The following is a 16,461-nucleotide window of genomic DNA, read 5'->3' on the forward strand; positions in this document are numbered from 1 at the left end:
GCCGGTGGGGTGGGGCATGCCGTCAGACGGTTTCCGGCGCGGACGCCTGCCGCTGCGCGGGCGCGGAGACGGACGCGGTGGCCGATGCGGCGGCGGGGGTGGCCGGTCCCGCGGTGCGGCGGCGGACCGCCAGGAAGACGCCGGAGCCGGCGGCCAGGGTGAGGGCGACGCCCGCCGCGCCGGCCAGGCCGACGGAGAGGCGTTCGTTGTCGACGTCCTCGATGCCGTAGTCGGCCAGGGGCGAGTCGGCGAGGTCGTGCTCCCTCGCCTCCTCGGCGATGCCCTCGTCGGTGGCGACCCGCTCCAGGCCGTCCGGCTCGGCGGAGGCGTAGAAGCTGACGAACCCGGCGCAGACCAGCGTGACGGCGACGCCCGCCAGCCACACCGGGCGCGGCGAACGGCCCGGGGCGGCCGGGGCCGCGACGGGCTCCGGGGCCGCGGCGGGAGCGGAAGCGGTGCCGCCGCGGATCTCCAGGGCCGGGCGGACCAGGCCCGACGCGGCGCGGACCAGGTCCGGCCGGACGGCCAGCACGGCGCCGACGGTGGCCGTGGTGATGGCGGCCTCGCCGAGGCCGATCAGCAGGTGCACGCCCGTCATGGCGGCGAAGACCCGGCCCAGCGCGACGTCGGCCGTGCCGCCGAGCGCGTAGAGGCCGGTGAACGCGATGGCGGAGCACGGCACCGAGAGGAACGCGGCGGTGAACGTGGCGACGCCGACCGCGCGCCGCCCGCGCGGCAGCACCCGCACCAGGCCGTGGAAGACGAGGTGCGCGACGACGACGGCGACCACGCCCATGAGCACGATGTTCGTGCCGAGCGCGGTGAGGCCGCCGTCCGCGAAGAGCAGCGCCTGCGTCAGCAGCACGACGGACAGGCAGAGCACGGCGGTGAACGGCCCGACCAGCACGGCGGCCAGGGCCCCGCCCAGCAGGTGGCCGCTGGTGCCCGCGCCGACCGGGAAGTTGAGCATCTGGACGGCGAAGATGAACGCGGCGACCAGCCCGGCCAGCGGCGCGGCGCGCTCCTCCAGCTCGCGGCGGGCCCCGCGCAGCGAGACGGCGACCGCGGCGGCGGCGACGGCGCCGGTGGCCACCGAGACCGGTGCGTTGAGGAATCCGTCAGGGACATGCATGGCGGTCTCGCTCTCCGTGGCGCGGTCGGCAGATCGGTCGGGACGGGACGCGGGCGCGGCGGAACGTGCCCGGCGGCCACGACTCCTTGATACTAAAGCCCTGTTGCGAACACCTTGCAAGAGCATCCGCCACACATCTGGTGACGAGATGAAAAAACGACGAAGCCCGGCACCGGGACGCCACGGGGGCTCCGGTGCCGGGCTTCGTATCGCACCCGGCCGGGTCGGCGCGGACGCACGGCCGCCGCCTGCTCAGCTCACGGAAGCGGGCTCCCGGTCGCGCTTGACGGCGTCCCGGCCCTTGCCGTTGGCCTTGAGGTACTTCTCCAGCGAGTCGCCCTCGACGTCGACGTTCGGCACGACGCGGTCCAGCCACTTCGGCAGCCACCAGGCCCGCTCGCCGATCAGGCCCATCACGGCCGGGACGATCGTCATGCGGACCACGAAGGCGTCCAACAGGACGGCCACGGCCAGGCCGAAGCCGATCATCTTCACCATGGCGTCGTCGGTCGGGACGGCGAAGCTGGCGAAGACGCTGATCATGATGATGGCGGCGGCGGTGACGACCCGGGCGTTGAGGTTGAAGCCGGTCACCACCGACTGCTGCGCCCCCTCGCCGTGGACGTGCGCCTCGCGCATCCGGGTGACGAGGAAGACCTCGTAGTCCATGGCCAGACCGAAGATCACACCGACCATGAAGATCGGCATCATGCTCATGATCGGGCCGGTCTCCGAGACCCCGATGAGGTCCGCGCCCCAGCCCCACTGGAACACCGCCACCACCGCGCCGAGCGCGGCCAGGACGGAGAGCAGGAAGCCGAGGGCCGCCTTCAGCGGGACCACGATCGAACGGAAGACCAGGATCAGCAGGATGAACGCCAGGCCGACCACCAGGGCCAGGTACGGCACCAGCGCGTCGGTCATCACCTGCGAGAAGTCGATGTTGATCGCGGCGGCGCCGGTGACCAGGATCTCCGTGCCGGTGTCCGCCTCCAGGCCGGGCACCACGTCGTCGCGCAGCTGGTGGACCAGGTCGGCGGTCTCGTGGTCGGAGGGGCCGGTGGACGGGAAGACGAGCAGGGTCGCCATCGTGCCGTCCTCGTTGAACATGGCGGGCGCCGTGCCCACGATGCCCTCGGTCCCGTCCAGCACGCCCGACACGGCGTCCGTGGCGGCGACCAGGTCCCCGCCGTCCCGGGCTTCGACCGCCAGCATCAGCGGGCCGTTGAAGCCCGGGCCGAAGCCCTCGCTGAGCATGTCGTACGCCTTGCGCTGGGTGGTGTCCTCCGGCTGGGTGCCGTCGTCCGGCAGGCCCAGCTCCATCCCGGCGACCGGCGCGGCGAGCACGCCGAGGCCGATGATCGAGACGGCCAGCACCAGGGCGGGGCGGCGCAGGACGCCGCGCGCCCAGCGGGAGCCCATGTTCTCCTTGCCGTTCTTGCTCAGGGTGGCCGGGACGCCGGTCTCGGGGTTCTGCTTGCGCACCTTGCGGCCGAAGATCCGCTTGCCGGTGATGCCCAGCACGGCCGGGACCAGCGTCAGGGCGATGAAGACGGCCAGCGCCACGGTGGCGGCGGCGGCCAGGCCCATCTTGGTCAGCAGCGGGACGTTGACCACGGCCAGCCCCGCCAGGGCGATGACCACGGTCAGGCCGGCGAAGACCACGGCCGACCCGGCCGTGCCCGCGGCCCGTCCGGCCGCCTCGTCGCGGTCGTGCCCCTCGACCAGCTCCGCCCGGTACCGGGAGACGATGAACAGCGCGTAGTCGATGCCGACCGCCAGGCCGATCATGCTGGCGAGGATGCCGGTGGTGTCCGTCAGGTTGAACACCGTGCTCAGCGCGGTGATGCCGAGCGTGCCGGCCATGACGCCGATGATCGCGGTGATCACCGGAAGCCCGGCGGCGATCAGCGAGCCGAAGGTGATGAAGAGGACGATGGCCGCGACGACCAGACCGATCATCTCGGCGGCGCTGCCCAGCTCCTGCTCGCCGAGGGCGACCTGCCCGCCCGCCTCGACGGTCATCCCCGTCGCGCGGCCGGTGTCGAGGGCCGCCATGAGCTGCTCGTGCATCTCGGTGGTGACGTCGTCGAAGCTGGCGTCGTAGTCCACCGTGGTGTACGCGGTGGACCGGTCCTCGCTGACGTTGGCGTTGCCGCCCTCGAACGGGTCGGTGACGCCGATCACCTTGTCGCCGTCCTCCAGCTCGGCCAGCACCTCGCGCACGTCGGCCATGCGCTCGGGGTCGGTGATGTCCTCGCCCTCGGGGACCTGGAAGACGACGGTGGACTCGATGGCGTCCGCGTTCGCCTCGGGGAACTCCTCCTCCATCAGGTCGAGGGCCTCTTGCGACTCGGTGCCGGGCAGTGCGAAGTCTTCCGCTACCGCCCCGCTGGACGAGGCCGCGCCGGCGCCGATGCCGACGAGCAGCGCCACCCACAGCAGCACCACCCACCAGCGGCGCCTGAAGCACAGGCGGCCGAGTTTGTACAGAAACGTAGCCACGGGGCAGGTTCTCCTGTCCGGGTGTTGTGGATCAACAGAGCAAAGAGCAGAAACGAGGTGTCAGCTCATGGCACGAGACGCGACACCCCGGGCGGCAGGGTGAGCGGAACCTTCCGAATGTGACCCAGATCACACATCCTGCTTCTTTGTGACTTGCCGGGGCTATCCCGGAGCCGAAGCATGGAACCGTGAGCGACGAATCCACCTCATCTGCCGTCCCCCCGAGCCAATCCCAGGAGTCTGACGGATATCTGCGTTTCCCGCATCTTCATGGCGAACTGCTGTGTTTTGTCGCCGAGGACGATCTGTGGCTGGCGCCGCTGCCCGCCGCGGGCCGTGACGTGCGCCGGGCCTGGCGTCTCACGGCCGATCGTACCCGCGTGGGCCCGCCGCGCTTTTCGCCCGACGGGCGGCACATCGCGTTCACGAGCTGGCGGACGCTGGATCCCGAGATCCACCTCGCGCCGGTGGACGGCGGCCCGGTCCGCCAGCTCAGCCACTGGGGGTCGTACGACACCCGCGTCTGCGGCTGGACGCCGGACGACGGCCCCGGCGAGAGCCGGATTCTGGCCGTGGGGTCGCACCACCAGCCGTTCTCCCACTACACCTGGGCCTACACCGTGCCGCTGGACGGCGGCCCCGGCGAGCAGCTCCCGTGGGGACCGGTGGCCGACATCGCGGTCAACGGCACCGGCGGCGAGCGCCGCACCCTGCTGCTGACCGGGAAGGCGCCGCACGAGCCGGCCGACTGGAAGCGGTACCGCGGCGGCGCGGTGGGCAAGCTGTGGCTGCACGGGCAGCGCCTGCTGCCGGACCTGAACGGTCACGTCGACAGCCCGATGTTCGTCGGGGACCGCATCGCCTTCCTCTCCGACCACGAGGGGGTGGGGAACCTCTACTCCTGCCGCCCGGACGGCTCGGAGCTGCGGCGGCACAGCGATCACGACGCGTTCTACGCCCGGCACGCCGCCACGGACGGGCACCGCGTGATCTACCAGTGCGGCGGCGATCTGTGGCTCGTGGAGAGCCTGGCGCCGGACGCGGAGCCGCGGCGGCTCGGCGTGCGGCTGGGCGGGCCCCGCACCGGCCGCCGCCCGTACCAGGTGCGGACCTCGGGCAACATCGACGCGCTCACCGTGGACGCCACGGGCCGGGCCAGCGCGCTGAGCGTGCGCGGCGCGCTGTACTGGCTCACCCACCGCGACGGCCCCGCGCGGGCCCTGGCCGCCACCCCGGGCGTGCGGGTGCGGTCGCCGGAGATGCTCGGGGACACCGGGCGGATCGCGTACGTCACGGACGCGGACGGCGAGGACGCGATCGAGATCGCCTACCTGCCGCGCGCCAGCGGCGGGCAGGACCCGCGCCGGCTGGGGCTGGCGCCGGGGTCGCTGGGCCGGGTGCTGGAGCTGACGGCGGCGCCGGACGGTCAGGCGCTGGCGGTGGCCACGCACGACGGACGGCTGCTGGTCATCGGCGTGCCGGAGGCTCCGGAGGAGGTCGCCGGGGAGGTCGCCGGGACGCCGGAGGCGCCCGCGGCGGAGGCCGGGGAGGGGCCGGAGGCTCCCGCGGAGGCGGCCGGGGACGCGGCGCGGGTGCCGGTCGAGGGCGAGGTCCGGGAGCTGGTCCGGTCGGTGAACGGGCCGGTGCGGAATCTGGCGTTCTCGCCCGACTCGGCGTGGCTGGCCTGGGCGCATCCGGGGATCGGCCGGTCGCTCAGCCAGATCAAGATCGCCCGCCTGACGGACGGCGAGCCGCTGATCCTCGACGTGACCGACGGCCGCTTCGAGGACGAGGAGCCGGTGTTCACGCGGGACGGCCGGTATCTGGCGTTCCTGTCGTGGCGCGGCTTCGACCCGGTCTACGACGTGCACACCGGCGACCTGTCGTTCCCGCTGGGCTGCCGCCCGTATCTGGTGCCGCTGTCCTCCGTGACGCGCTCGCCGTTCGCGATCACGCCGGAGGGGCGGCCGGCGGCGGGCGGGCTCGACCCGGCGGACACCGGCGGGGAGGAGGGCGCGGTGCTGGTGGAGGCCGAGGGGCTGAGCAGCCGCGTGACGCCGTTCCCGGTGGCGGCCTCCAAGTACTCCTCCCTCCAGCCGGTCGCCGGCGGCGGCCTGGTGTGGCTGCGGTGGCCCATCTCGGGCGCGCTGGGCGAGACGTTCGTCAATCCCGACGACACCTCGGGGAAGCCGACGCTGGAGCACTTCGACCTGGCGAAGGCGAAGCGGACCGAACTGACCGACGACGTGGACTGGTTCGCGCCCAGCGGTGACGGCACCCGGCTGGTGGTGTGCGAGGACGAGAGCCTGCGGGCGGTGCCGGCCACCGAGAGCGGGGACAGCGATTCGACGGTCCACGTCGACCTGCGGCGGATCGTGCACGTCGCGGACCCGGCCGCCGAGTGGCGGCAGGCGTTCGACGAGGCGGGCCGGATCGTCCGGGACTACTTCTGGGAGCCGGGGATGTGCGGCGTGGACTGGCCCGCGGTCCTCGACCAGTACCGGCCGCTGGTCGAACGGGTCGCCAGCCCCGACGAGTTCGCGGATCTGCTGTGGGAAACGCTGGGCGAGCTGGGCACGTCGCACGCGTACGTGTACTCCGCGCGCCGGGACGAGGGACCGCCGCACTACCAGCGGGCGCAAGGGCTGCTGGGCGTCAACTTCACCCGGACGAAGGACCGTTCGTGGCAGGTGGCCCGTGTCCTGCCGGGCGATTCCTCGGACACCAAGGCCCGTTCTCCCTTGGCGGGCAGCGGAGTTCGCGAGGGCGCGGTGCTGACGCACGTCGGCGGGCGGCCCGTTGACCCGGTGGCCGGGCCGTGGCCGCTGCTGGCGGGCACCGGGGGCACCAGCGTGGAGCTGACGTTCGCCGAGGAGGACGGGCGCCGGCGCAGGATCGCGGTGGTGCCGCTGGTCGACGACCGGCCGCTGCGCTACCAGGACTGGGTGACCCGGCGCCGGGAGGTGGTACGGGAGTTGAGCGAAGGCCGGTGCGGCTACGTCCACATCCCGGACATGGGCGGCTCGGGCTGGGCGCAGTTCAACCGGGATCTGCGGATGGAGTTCGCGCGCGAGGCGCTGATCGTGGACGTGCGCGGCAACGCGGGCGGGCACATCAGCGAGCTGGTGATCGAGAAGCTGACCCGCACCGTCATGGGCTGGGACCTCACGCGGAACGCGCAGCCCGTCAGTTACACGTCGAACGCGCCGCGCGGCCCGGTCGTCGCGGTGGCGGACGAGGCGACGTCGTCGGACGGCGACATGATCACGGCGGCGTTCCGGGTGCTGGGCCTCGGGCCGGTGGTCGGCTGCCGCACGTGGGGCGGGGTCGTCGGGATCACCGGCAACCACCGGCTGGTGGACGGCTCGCGCATCACCGTCCCGATGAACGCGGCGTGGTTCGACGCGTACGGCTGGGACGTGGAGAACCACGGCGTGGCGCCCGACATCGAGGCGCTGCGCACGCCCGTGGACTGGGCCGAGGGGCGCCCGGCGGTGCTGGCGACGGCGGTGCGGGTGGCCCTGGACCTGCTGGAGAAGCACCCGGCGTCCACGCCGCCCGGGTACCGGGACATCCCGGACCGGTCCCGGCCGCCGCTGCCGCCGCGCCCGGCGGCATAGCACAGGAAGTCCGGAATGCGAAGAATGCCGCTCCGTGCCACGCTGGTCACGGCCCACGCGGCCCACAGGTCTCATTCGGCAGGAGCAGGAGTGCACATGGGCATGGCAGACCAGTTCAGGGAGAAGGCGCAGCGGCTTCAGGAGCGCGCCAGGGAGGCCATGAGCAGCAGGGGCGAGCAGAAGGGGAAGGGCCGGAGCGGCGGTGACATGAAGCAGCGCGGCAAGGAGGCCGCCCGGAAGGCCAGGGAGCGGGCCAGACAGCGCCGAGACGGCGACTGAGCCCGAGCCACCCCGAAGGGGCGCGTCCGAACACGGACGCGCCCCTTGCGCGTTGCGGGCGCTCCGGGCGGCCCGATGACTTTCCCGTCACCCGGCGGTCCTACCCGACGGGACCACGGGACCACGGGACCACGCGAGCGCTGGAGAAGAGAAGAAGAAGAAGGAGGAGGAGCGATGGCCATCGCCGAGCCGGTGACGGATCTGGACGAGCGGTACAGCGAGCCGGGGGCGCGGCCGACGCCCTGGGCCGAGGCGGTCGAGCGGCTGACCACGGCGGAGGTGTTCTGGCTGTCGACGGTCCTGCCGGACGGCGGCCCGCACGTCACGCCGCTGCTGTCGGTCTGGGTGGACGGCGCGCCGCACTTCACGACGGGCGCCCAGGAGCGCAAGGCGAGGAACCTCGCGGGGAACGCGCGGGTCGCGCTCACCACCGGGACGGACGCCCTCGGTCACGGCCTCGACGTCGTGGTGCGGGGCACCGCCCGGCGGGTGACGGACGACGCGGCGCTGGCGGCCGTCGCCGCGGCGTACCCGGAGAAGTACGGCAGCGACTGGACGTTCACCGCGCGCGACGGCGCCCTGCACCACCCCGATGGAGGCGCCGCCCTGGCGTTCCGCGTCGAGCCGGAAACGGTCTTCGGGTTCCGGAAAGGCACGTACAGCCAGACGCGTTGGCGTTTTTGAAACGTGTGTCAGCGGGGGTCGTTATGCTCCGAAGGCATGGAGAGCCGGCGACTGCTGGGGTTGATTGCCGAGGTGGCCAGTGAGGACCCCTCGGTCAGGGAGACGGCGCGCGGCGAGCTGATCGCCCTGGGCGCCACCGCGGTGGGGCCGCTGCTCGCCGCCCTGTGGGACGACGACGCGCCCGTCGCCTGGTCGGAGGCGGCGTGGCTGCTGCGCAAGATCGGGCAGCCCGCCCTCGATCCGCTGGCGGACGCCATCTCCGCCGCCCCCACACCGACGGCCCTGCGGCGCGCCCGGTGGGCGTTCACCGGCCTGGACGTGCCGGGCCTCGGGGTGTACGCGTCGGCGCTGCGGCACTGGCATCCGCAGGTCCGGCAGAGCGCGGCGTACGTGTTCCAGGGCCGCGGGCGGGACGCGCTGCCCGAGGCGCACCTGCTGCTGCCGCTGCTGGCCGACCCGGTGCCGGAGGTCCGGGAGGGCGCGGTGTGGGCGCTGCGCGAGGTCGGGCCCGGCGTGCTGCCGCTGCTGCGCGACGTGCGGCGCGGCCGGTGGCCGGGCTTCGAGCGGTCGCGCGCCGGGGCGCTGGAGGTGCTGGCCGCGGTCGGCGGCCCGGCGGCGCTGGACGAGGCGGACCGGGCCGCGGTGCGGCGGCTGATCAGCGTCAAGGCGCGGGACGAGATCCCCGAGCCGATGCACACGTGCGGGCCGTGGTTCGCCGTGCCGACCGGCGACCAGGAGGCCGTGCTCGACGCGTTCGGGCTGTCCGACCCGATGCCGGTGACGATGCGGCTGGGCGCCTCCGCCTGGAGCCACGACCTGCACGCGGGGAACGGGCCGCGCGCGCGGCACGGCACCTGCTCGCGGGTGTACGTCAGCCCGGTGCTGGACGGGTGGACGCTGGTGTTCGGCATCCCGTCCGGCGACGCCCACCCGGCCGACGGGCGGTCGCGGGGAACCCGGGTCCGCCACCGGTGCGCGGCGCTGAGCCGGCGCTTCGGGGTGGCGCACTGGTACGGCATGCGGTGCGGCGACGACTGGACCGCGTGGTGCTTCGGTGAGCGTGGCCGGGTCGTCCGGTTCTACGACGCGGCCGATCCGGACCACGAGGTGGGGCGGGGGCACCCGGCGGAGCTGCGGTGTCTCCCGCCGCACGAGAGCGGCTTCGCGCACGGCGCGCTGGCGGGCGTCGACGCGGCGGACGCCGAGGCGTTCCTCGCCTGCTACGAGGAGATCCGGCAGGAGCTGTGGCGGCCGGGGCAGTACACGGCCGTGGAGGTGGCGGGGCAGGCGTCGGTCGATCCGGCGTCGATCGGGCCGCAGACGCGGGTGACGGGCCGGGCGGTGCTCGCGCTGAGCGCCTGCGGCCGGGAGCACGGGCACCCGCGCGGCGCGCTGTGCATATGAGGCCGCCCGGGCCGGGCCGCTGAACGGCCGCGCGCCCGGTGCGGGGCGCGCGGCCGTCAGGGCTCAGTGGCCGGACTTCTCCCGCTCGGCCGCCGCGCCGCCCGCGCCGACCAGGCCGGTGCGGGTGAGCTCGGAGAACCGGGGCACGAAGCGGCGGACCTCGCGCTGGCCGAAGTACCCGCCGATGACGGACGGCAGATAGCCCCGCAGGGGCACCACGACCCGCGTCCAGGCCTGGGCGTGGACGTGGGCCGAGCGCCGCTCGATGCCCGCGACGAGCCGTTCGACGGCCGGGTCCAGCGGGTAGGTGCGGTTGGCCGGCCAGGGCAGCCGCTTGCGCATGTCCCGCATCAGCGGGTCCTCGTCGCCGCCGCGCACCATGTCGGTGTCGGTCCACGTCAGGTACGCGACGCCGACCCGGACGCCGAACGGGCCGACCTCGGGCCGCAGGGTGTGGGCGAACGCCTCGACGCCCGACTTGGACGCGCAGTAGGCGCTCATCATCGGCGCCGGGGTCATCGCGGCGAAGGAGGCGACCTGGAGGAAGTACCCCCGGCTGTCCTTCAGCCCCGGCAGGAACGCGCGGCAGGTGACAGCCGAGCCGATGAGGTTGACCTCGATGACCCGCCGCCAGGTGGCGTCGTCGGACTCGGAGAACGGGCCGCCGGTCGCCACGCCCGCGTTGGCGACGACGATGTCGACCTTGCCGAAGCGCCCGGTCACCTGCGCGGCGACCTCGGCCATGGCCTCGGCGTCGGTGACGTCGGCGTGCCAGTACGCGGCCTCGCCGGTCAGCGACTCGCTGACCGCCTTGAGCTCGGTGGGCTCCAGACCGACCAGGGCGACCTTGGCGCCGCGCGCGGACAGCTTCCGCGCCAGCGACGCCCCGATGCCGCGCGCCGCGCCGGTGACGACCGCGACCTGGCCCACGAGACTTCTCCGCTTGCTCACAGGTGCTCCTTGGCCAGGCCCCGGATGGTCTCGGTGACCTTGTCCGGGACTTCGATCGGGGTCATGTGTCCTATGCCGGGCAGCTCGACGAACTCGTTGAGCCTCGGCAGCCGGGCGGCCATCCGGTGGGCGTGCACGACGGGGGTGAGCCGGTCGGCGGTGCCGTGGATGATCGTGACGGGGATGTCGAGACGCGCCAGGTTCTCGGTGATGTTCAGCTCGTACAGCACCCGGCCCCACTCGCCGCGCGGCTTGCGCGGCGCGGCGGCGACCATGCGGGCCACCGTGGTGCGCTGCTCGGCGGTGGCGCCCTTGCCCATCGTGATGTAGCGGATGATCGCCTTGGATATGGGCGTGACGGGCCCGTAGGGCAGCGTGGTGGTGAGGAACGTCCGGCTGCCCTGGCGGCGCAGGCTGCCCGGCCGCAGCGGCAGCGCGGTCGACTCGCCGGCCAGCCGGTCGGTGCCGGTGCTGCACAGCACGGCGGCGACGGCCCGGTCGCGGAAGGCGGGCCGGTCGGCGGCGGCGACGATGGTCATCGCGCCCATCGAGTGCCCGGCGACGACGACGCGCTGCCCCGGCCGCAGCGTGGCCTCCAGGACGGCCGCCATGTCGTCGACGAGGGCCTCGGTGCCGTTGGTGCCCGGGACGGCGGGCGTGTGGCCGTGGCCGCGCTGGTCGTAGACGACCACGCGGTAGTCGGGGACGAGCTGCCGCAGCACCGGGTACCAGAACGTGCGGTTGCAGGTCCAGCCGTGGGCGAGGAGCACGGTGGGCGCCTCGTCCGGGCCGAAGATCTCGGTGTGCAGGCGGGCGCCGCCCGTGGAGGCCACGGTCAGCTCGCGGGTGGGGGTCGGGTCAGGCATGGCGCAGCACCTCGTATTCGTTGAGTTCGACGTTCTGGGTGACTCGGCGGAACTCGCCGGTGGTGCCGGGCCAGACGGTGCTGTTGCGGCCGTTGGCGTCCAGGTACCAGCTGTCGCAGCCGCCGGTGTTCCAGACCGAACGGCTGAGCCGGCGCTGCATCCGGGCGTCCCAGGCGCGGACCGCCTCGGGGCGGGCGGCGAGGGCCGTCCGGCCGGAGACGCCGGACGCGCCGGAGGCACCGGTCCGGGCGAGGGAGTCGAGCTTGGTGAGGAAGTCGGCCATGTAGGTGAGCTGGGCCTCGATGATCAGGATCATCGAGCTGTTGCCCAGGCCCGTGTTGGGGCCGATGATCGTCAGGAAGTTGGGGAATCCGGCGGTGGTCGTGCCGCGCAGCCCGGCGACTCCGTCCCGCCACTCCTCGGCGAGGGTGGTGCCGCGCATGCCCTTGACCCGGCTCGCGATCGGTATGTCGGTGACGTGGAAGCCGGTGCCGAAGACGATGACGTCGGCCTCGGTCTCGCGGCCGTCGGAGGAGACGAGGGTCGAGCCGCGGATCTCGCTCAGCCCGGAGTCGATGACGTCGACGTGCGGTCGGGCGAGCGCCGGGTACCAGTCGTTGGACAGCAGGATCCGCTTGCAGCCGATGCGGTAGTCCGGGGTGAGGCGGCGGCGCAGCGCGGGGTCCTTGATGGCGCGCCGCATGTTGAGCCGGGCGACGACCTCCACCGCGCGCATCAGGTCCGGCTGCTTGGCGAACGCGCCGACCTGCAACTCCCGGATGCCCCACAGGATGCCGCGCCGGGCGGCACGGGTGGCGGGCACCTTGTCGTGCAGCCACTTCTCCACGCCGGTGATCTGCCGGTCCGCGCGCGGCAGGACCCAGGGCGCGGTGCGCTGGAAGACGGTGAGGTGCTGGACCTCCTTGGCGATCGCGGGCACGAACTGGATGGCGGAGGCGCCGGTGCCGACGACGGCGACGCGCTTGCCGCGCAGCGAGAAGTCGTGGTCCCAGCGGGCGGAGTGGAAGACGTGCCCGGGGAACTGGTCGAGGCCGGGGATGTCCGGCAGCTTGGGGTCGGACAGCGGGCCGGTGGCGGAGACGACGACGTCGGCGGTGCAGGTGCCGCTTGTCGTCTCGACGACCCAGCGCAGCTCCTCGTTGTCCCACCGGGCCGACTCGACCTCGGAGTTGAACCGGATGTGCGGGCGCAGACCGAAGGTGTCCGTCACCCACTCCAGGTACTCGCGGATGTGCGGCTGGCCCGAGAAGCTGCGCGGCCAGCGGGGGTTGGGCGCGAACGAGAACGAGTAGAGGTGGGAGGGCACGTCACAGGCGCAGCCCGGGTACGTGTTGTCCCGCCAGGCGCCGCCCACCGAGTCGGCCCGTTCCAGTACGACGAAATCGGTGATGCCCATGCGGCGCAACCGCACGGCGGCGCCGAGCCCGCCGAACCCGGCGCCGATCACCGCCACTCTCACATGCATGCCAGCCTCCCGAACCGACCCGACCCAAGCAGTCAACCTTGCCAGCGTTCACTGGCATGGTTGGAGAGTAGAGGAGAAGCCTACTGATGGGTAGGGGTCGGGCACTCCTAAACTGCTGGGTGTGGGAATACAGGGAGAGGGCGCGGACAGACCCGCCGACCGGCCGCGCGAGTACCGCGCCGCCGAATTGGCCGAGGCGGCCGGGATCACCGTCCGGACCCTGCGCTTCTACCAGGAGCGGAAGCTCTTCTCGCCGCCGCGCCGTGAGGGACGGATCGCCTGGTACGACGACCACCACCTGGCCCGGATCCGCACCATCACCGAACTGCTGGCCCGCGGCCACACGCTGGGCGGGATCGCCGAGCTGATCTCCGCTTTCTCGGCCGGCCGGGACGCCGGGCAGACCGCTGAACTGCTGGGCCTGTCCGAGCCGCACCCCTGGGCCGACGAGGAGCCGGTCCGGATGACGCCGGAGGACCTGGCCGCGTACTACGGCGAGGACTCGGACGCGGACAACCTGGCCGCCGCGCTGGACGCCGGCTACATCGCGGTCGACGGCGACGAGATCGTGCACGTGAGCCGGGACCTGCTGGAGTCGTCGGCCGGCATGGTCCGCGAGGGCATCCCGCTGTCGGCCATCCTCCGGGTGGGCCGGGAACTGCGCGCACAAGTGGACGAGGCGGCCGAGGCGTTCACCGGGCTGATGCGGGACCACGTGCTGCCGGAGGTGCTCGGCCCGGCCGCCGCGGGGGCGGGCGAGCCGGTCCCCGAGGAGGACATGAAGCGGCTCATGGAGGTGCTGGCCCGGCTGCGCCCGCTGGTGAAGAAGGCCGTGTACGCGGAGGTCTCGCTCGCCTTCGACCGGAAGCTGCGCGCGGAGCTGCACCTGACGGAATCCGAGCGGGCGAGCGGGCGGGAGCGGGAACGGGAAACGGAGCGGGAAGCGGGGACGGGACCGGCCGGGGACGCGTGACGACGGACGCCGCCGGCCGGACCGTTCACCGGGCTGCCGGGCCCTCGCTCCGCTCGTCGCCCCGCTCGTCGCCGGGGCCCTGGGGGCGCTCCCGCTCCATGGACATCAGGCCGCGCAGGCCGTCGCTCAGCACCTCCACCTCCAGCGGGCCGAGCAGGGCGCGCTGGACCAGGAACCCCTGGGCACAGGCCAGCAGCACGCGGGCGACGTGCGCGGGCGGCACGTCGGCGCGCATCAGCCCCCGCTCCTGGTAGGACGCCACGAGCTTCCCCCACGCGTCGGCCATCCCCATCATGGCCCCGTGCAGGATCCCGGCGAGCCGGGCGTCGCGGAACGTCTCCGACCAGACCTGGAGCACCAGGGCCGACGGGAAGAGCAGGTCGTCGTCCACCCGGCGCATCGCCTCGACGATGATCTCGTCGGGCCACGCCGGGCGCGGGGCGGCGAGGGCGTCGTCGAAGGCGCCCCGGACGGCGCTCAGCACCTCGTTCGCCAGGGCGGCGATGATCGCTTCCTTGCCCGGGAAGTACCGGTAGACCGCGCCCGCCGACAGGCCGGTCTCCTTGAAGATGTCCTGCATCGACGTGCCGTGGAAGCCGTCGCGGGCGAAGCAGCGGGCGGCGCCCTGGATGATCTGGCGTCTTCGGGCTTCGAGGTGTTCCTGGGAAACACGGGCCATGGTGCGAGCGTAAAACGAACGTTCCCTCTTGACAAGAGGCCGGGGTGCGACGGTAAGAATAAAAAGGAACGTTCATTCTCTCTGATTTTCGCCGCCGATTCTGGAGGTCATGTCCCGTCATGTCCGTTCTCCACTCCTCGTCGCCCGCCGCCACCACGGCGCGGCAGCCGGAGCCCGCGCCGGCCCGCGGCCCCGGGCACGAGCCCGCGTCCGCACCCACGCGCCCGGCCGGGCTGCCCCCGGCCCGCGGCATGGCCATCGTGATGGTGGCGATCCCGGCGCTGGTGGTGTTCGCCCTGTGGGCCTTCGCCTGGCCGGTCGCCCGGAGCGCGCCGAACGACCTGCCCGTCGGCGTCGCGGGCCCGCCCGCCGCCGCCGAGCAGATCGCCGGCCAGCTCCGTGCCGACGACGGCGCGTTCGACGTTCACCTGTACCCGGACGCGGTGGCGGCCCGGGAGGCCATCGAGGACCGCGAGGTCTACGGCGCGTTCGTCGTCGGGGACTCGGGCGCCCCCGAGCTCCTGACCGCGCGCGCGGCGAGCGCCGCCGTGGCCGACCTGCTGGGGCACATCGCCGCGGAGGCGGCGCCGGAGGGCGTCACGGTCCCGGTGACGGACGTCGTGCCGCCGTCGGCGGGCGACCCGCGCGGCTCCGTGTTCAACACGCTGATGCTGCCCATGGCGCTGGCCGGGATCGCCGTCGGCGCGGTCGTCACGCTGACCGGGCTGCGCGGCGGCCGGGCCGTCGCCGCCGTGGCCGGTGCCGCGGTGATGGCCGGTGCCGGGGGCGCGCTGATCGGGCAGAGCTGGCTGGAGGTCCTCGACGGCTCCTGGCCGGCGGTGGCCGGGACGCTCGCGCTGATCGCGCTGGCCGGCAGCGCCACGGTGGCCGGTCTCGCGGCCCTGATCGGCCCGCCCGGCATCGGCCTCGGCGCCCTGTTCGTGATGCTGCTCGGCAACCCCTGGTCCGGCGCGGGGGCGGCCCCGGAGATGCTGCCCGACCCGGTCGGCACGATCGGCCAGTACCTCCCGACCGGCGCCGGCGCGACGGCGCTGCGCTCGGTGGCGTACTTCGACGGAGCGGGCACCACACTCCCCTTCACGGTGCTCACGGTCTGGGCGCTGCTGGGCCTGACGGCCCTGGCCCTGGTCCCCGCCGTGCGCGCGCGCCGCGCCGCGGTGACGAGCGCGGCGCACTGACGCGCGACAGGCGGCCGGAATCGCCTGTTCGCCGCCATGGTGCCGCGGCGCCACCGACCGCCGGGCGCGGGTGGCGCCGGTGAGGCCGCGCCGGTCCCGGTCGGGACCGGCGCGGCCCGCGTGAGTGGGGCGTGCCGCAGGGAGCGACCGGCGGCGAGGCGCCGGTCAGAGCGGCTTGGTGAAGCAGCGGCTGTCCGGGGCGTGGCGGTAGAGGCCGAACCTGCGGTCCTGCGGGACCGGGAGATAGCCGCTGCTCCGGTAGAGGGCGAGGGCCTCCGGCTGCTTGGTGCCGGTCTCCAGCACCATCCGCACCCGGCCGGCCGCGCGGGCCGTCTCCTCCAGCCGCGCCAGGATGCGGCGGGCCAGCCCCAGGCCCCTGGCCTCGCGGACCACGAACATCCGCTTGATCTCGGCGTCACCGTCCGCGTAGCCCTCGCCCCCGGCCTCCTGGGCCCGCCAGCCGCCGGTGGCCACCGGGCGCCCGGCCGCGTCGTACGCCAGCAGGTACAGGCCGCACGGCGGGTCGAACATCACCGGGTCGAGCGGGGTGCTGTCGCCGCTGCCGTAGCGCTCCACGTACTCGGCCTGGACCAGCTCGTTGAGCTTGACCGCGTCCGGATGGTCGAAGCGCGTGGTCACTATCGTCATGCCGAGGTCCATGACCGTCATGGTAGGAAATCCCC

At 73.7% G+C, this 16,461-nt stretch carries 13 protein-coding genes; 6 read left to right on the plus strand and 7 right to left on the minus strand.

Annotation, left to right across the window (positions count from 1 at the left end; translation table 11 throughout):
* Positions 1 to 22: 22 nt before the first annotated feature.
* Positions 23 to 1,132, minus strand: a complete 1,110-nt coding sequence (locus ACSNOC_RS15050) for an energy-coupling factor ABC transporter permease (RefSeq protein ID WP_436747929.1) — start codon at positions 1,130 to 1,132, stop codon at positions 23 to 25.
* 252 nt (positions 1,133 to 1,384) lie between these two features.
* A complete protein-coding gene (locus tag ACSNOC_RS15055; protein ID WP_436747930.1) occupies positions 1,385 to 3,637 on the minus strand; it encodes an MMPL family transporter in 2,253 nt (750 codons plus the stop codon).
* A gap of 188 nt (positions 3,638 to 3,825) precedes the next feature.
* Here ACSNOC_RS15055 and ACSNOC_RS15060 point away from each other — a divergent pair, with 188 nt between their 5' ends.
* From ACSNOC_RS15060 to ACSNOC_RS15075, 4 genes are all read left to right on the plus strand, one after another.
* Entirely contained in the window at positions 3,826 to 7,257 is a 3,432-nt protein-coding gene (locus ACSNOC_RS15060) for a S41 family peptidase (RefSeq protein WP_436747931.1), read from the plus strand.
* Between the two features lie 102 nt (positions 7,258 to 7,359).
* The gene (locus ACSNOC_RS15065) at positions 7,360 to 7,536 is read left to right on the plus strand and encodes a hypothetical protein (protein ID WP_436747932.1); all 177 of its coding nucleotides are present in this window, start codon (positions 7,360 to 7,362) and stop codon (positions 7,534 to 7,536) included.
* Positions 7,537 to 7,710: 174 nt separating this feature from the next.
* Positions 7,711 to 8,220: a pyridoxamine 5'-phosphate oxidase family protein gene (locus ACSNOC_RS15070; protein ID WP_436747933.1), complete on the plus strand. Its 510-nt coding sequence runs from the start codon at positions 7,711 to 7,713 to the stop codon at positions 8,218 to 8,220.
* A 36-nt stretch (positions 8,221 to 8,256) separates the two neighbouring features.
* Positions 8,257 to 9,624 (plus strand): HEAT repeat domain-containing protein, encoded by a 1,368-nt coding sequence (locus ACSNOC_RS15075; RefSeq protein ID WP_436747934.1) that lies wholly within the window; start codon positions 8,257 to 8,259, stop codon positions 9,622 to 9,624.
* A 63-nt stretch (positions 9,625 to 9,687) separates the two neighbouring features.
* Here the strand turns inward: ACSNOC_RS15075 and ACSNOC_RS15080 are convergent, their stop codons facing one another.
* From ACSNOC_RS15080 to ACSNOC_RS15090, 3 genes are read right to left on the minus strand one after another with little or no spacing between them, the layout of a single operon-like run.
* On the minus strand, positions 9,688 to 10,575 hold the full coding sequence (locus ACSNOC_RS15080; RefSeq protein ID WP_436747935.1) for an SDR family oxidoreductase: 888 nt from the start codon (positions 10,573 to 10,575) through the stop codon (positions 9,688 to 9,690).
* Positions 10,572 to 11,441 carry an alpha/beta fold hydrolase gene (locus ACSNOC_RS15085; protein ID WP_436747936.1) on the minus strand — a complete coding sequence of 290 codons (870 nt, stop codon included), beginning with the start codon at positions 11,439 to 11,441 and terminating at the stop codon, positions 10,572 to 10,574. The genes ACSNOC_RS15080 and ACSNOC_RS15085 overlap by 4 nt, the downstream gene beginning before the upstream one ends.
* Positions 11,434 to 12,927 (minus strand): flavin-containing monooxygenase, encoded by a 1,494-nt coding sequence (locus tag ACSNOC_RS15090; RefSeq protein ID WP_436747937.1) that lies wholly within the window; start codon positions 12,925 to 12,927, stop codon positions 11,434 to 11,436. Before ACSNOC_RS15090 ends, ACSNOC_RS15085 begins: the two co-directional genes overlap by 8 nt.
* A 127-nt stretch (positions 12,928 to 13,054) precedes the next feature.
* On the opposite strand from ACSNOC_RS15090, the gene ACSNOC_RS15095 reads away from it, so the two are divergent.
* Positions 13,055 to 13,900, plus strand: a complete 846-nt coding sequence (locus ACSNOC_RS15095) for a MerR family transcriptional regulator (RefSeq protein WP_436747956.1) — start codon at positions 13,055 to 13,057, stop codon at positions 13,898 to 13,900.
* A gap of 25 nt (positions 13,901 to 13,925) precedes the next feature.
* On the opposite strand, the gene ACSNOC_RS15100 is transcribed toward ACSNOC_RS15095, so the two are convergent.
* On the minus strand, positions 13,926 to 14,579 hold the full coding sequence (locus ACSNOC_RS15100) for a TetR/AcrR family transcriptional regulator (protein WP_436747938.1): 654 nt from the start codon (positions 14,577 to 14,579) through the stop codon (positions 13,926 to 13,928).
* 119 nt (positions 14,580 to 14,698) lie between these two features.
* On the opposite strand from ACSNOC_RS15100, the gene ACSNOC_RS15105 reads away from it, so the two are divergent.
* A complete protein-coding gene (locus tag ACSNOC_RS15105) occupies positions 14,699 to 15,778 on the plus strand; it encodes an ABC transporter permease (protein WP_436747939.1) in 1,080 nt (359 codons plus the stop codon).
* 165 nt (positions 15,779 to 15,943) lie between these two features.
* On the opposite strand, the gene ACSNOC_RS15110 is transcribed toward ACSNOC_RS15105, so the two are convergent.
* Positions 15,944 to 16,426, minus strand: coding sequence for a GNAT family N-acetyltransferase (locus tag ACSNOC_RS15110; RefSeq protein WP_436747957.1), 483 nt, complete (start codon positions 16,424 to 16,426; stop codon positions 15,944 to 15,946).
* Positions 16,427 to 16,461: the final 35 nt, after the last annotated feature.

The organism is Streptomyces sp. URMC 129 (assembly GCF_051386415.1).
Lineage (GTDB): Bacteria > Actinomycetota > Actinomycetes > Streptomycetales > Streptomycetaceae > Streptomyces.

What these genes read in the sequence shown, in the direction of transcription:
- ACSNOC_RS15090 (WP_436747937.1), bottom strand. Translation starts at nt 12,927, where the DNA reads ATGCATGTGAGAGTGGCGGTGATCGGCGCCGGGTTCGGCGGGCTCGGC.
- ACSNOC_RS15105 (WP_436747939.1), top strand. Translation starts at nt 14,699, where the DNA reads ATGTCCGTTCTCCACTCCTCGTCGCCCGCCGCCACCACGGCGCGGCAG.
- ACSNOC_RS15050 (WP_436747929.1), bottom strand. Translation starts at nt 1,132, where the DNA reads ATGCATGTCCCTGACGGATTCCTCAACGCACCGGTCTCGGTGGCCACC.
- ACSNOC_RS15085 (WP_436747936.1), bottom strand. Translation starts at nt 11,441, where the DNA reads ATGCCTGACCCGACCCCCACCCGCGAGCTGACCGTGGCCTCCACGGGC.
- ACSNOC_RS15065 (WP_436747932.1), top strand. Translation starts at nt 7,360, where the DNA reads ATGGCAGACCAGTTCAGGGAGAAGGCGCAGCGGCTTCAGGAGCGCGCC.
- ACSNOC_RS15110 (WP_436747957.1), bottom strand. Translation starts at nt 16,426, where the DNA reads ATGACGATAGTGACCACGCGCTTCGACCATCCGGACGCGGTCAAGCTC.
- ACSNOC_RS15100 (WP_436747938.1), bottom strand. Translation starts at nt 14,579, where the DNA reads ATGGCCCGTGTTTCCCAGGAACACCTCGAAGCCCGAAGACGCCAGATC.
- ACSNOC_RS15075 (WP_436747934.1), top strand. Translation starts at nt 8,257, where the DNA reads ATGGAGAGCCGGCGACTGCTGGGGTTGATTGCCGAGGTGGCCAGTGAG.
- ACSNOC_RS15070 (WP_436747933.1), top strand. Translation starts at nt 7,711, where the DNA reads ATGGCCATCGCCGAGCCGGTGACGGATCTGGACGAGCGGTACAGCGAG.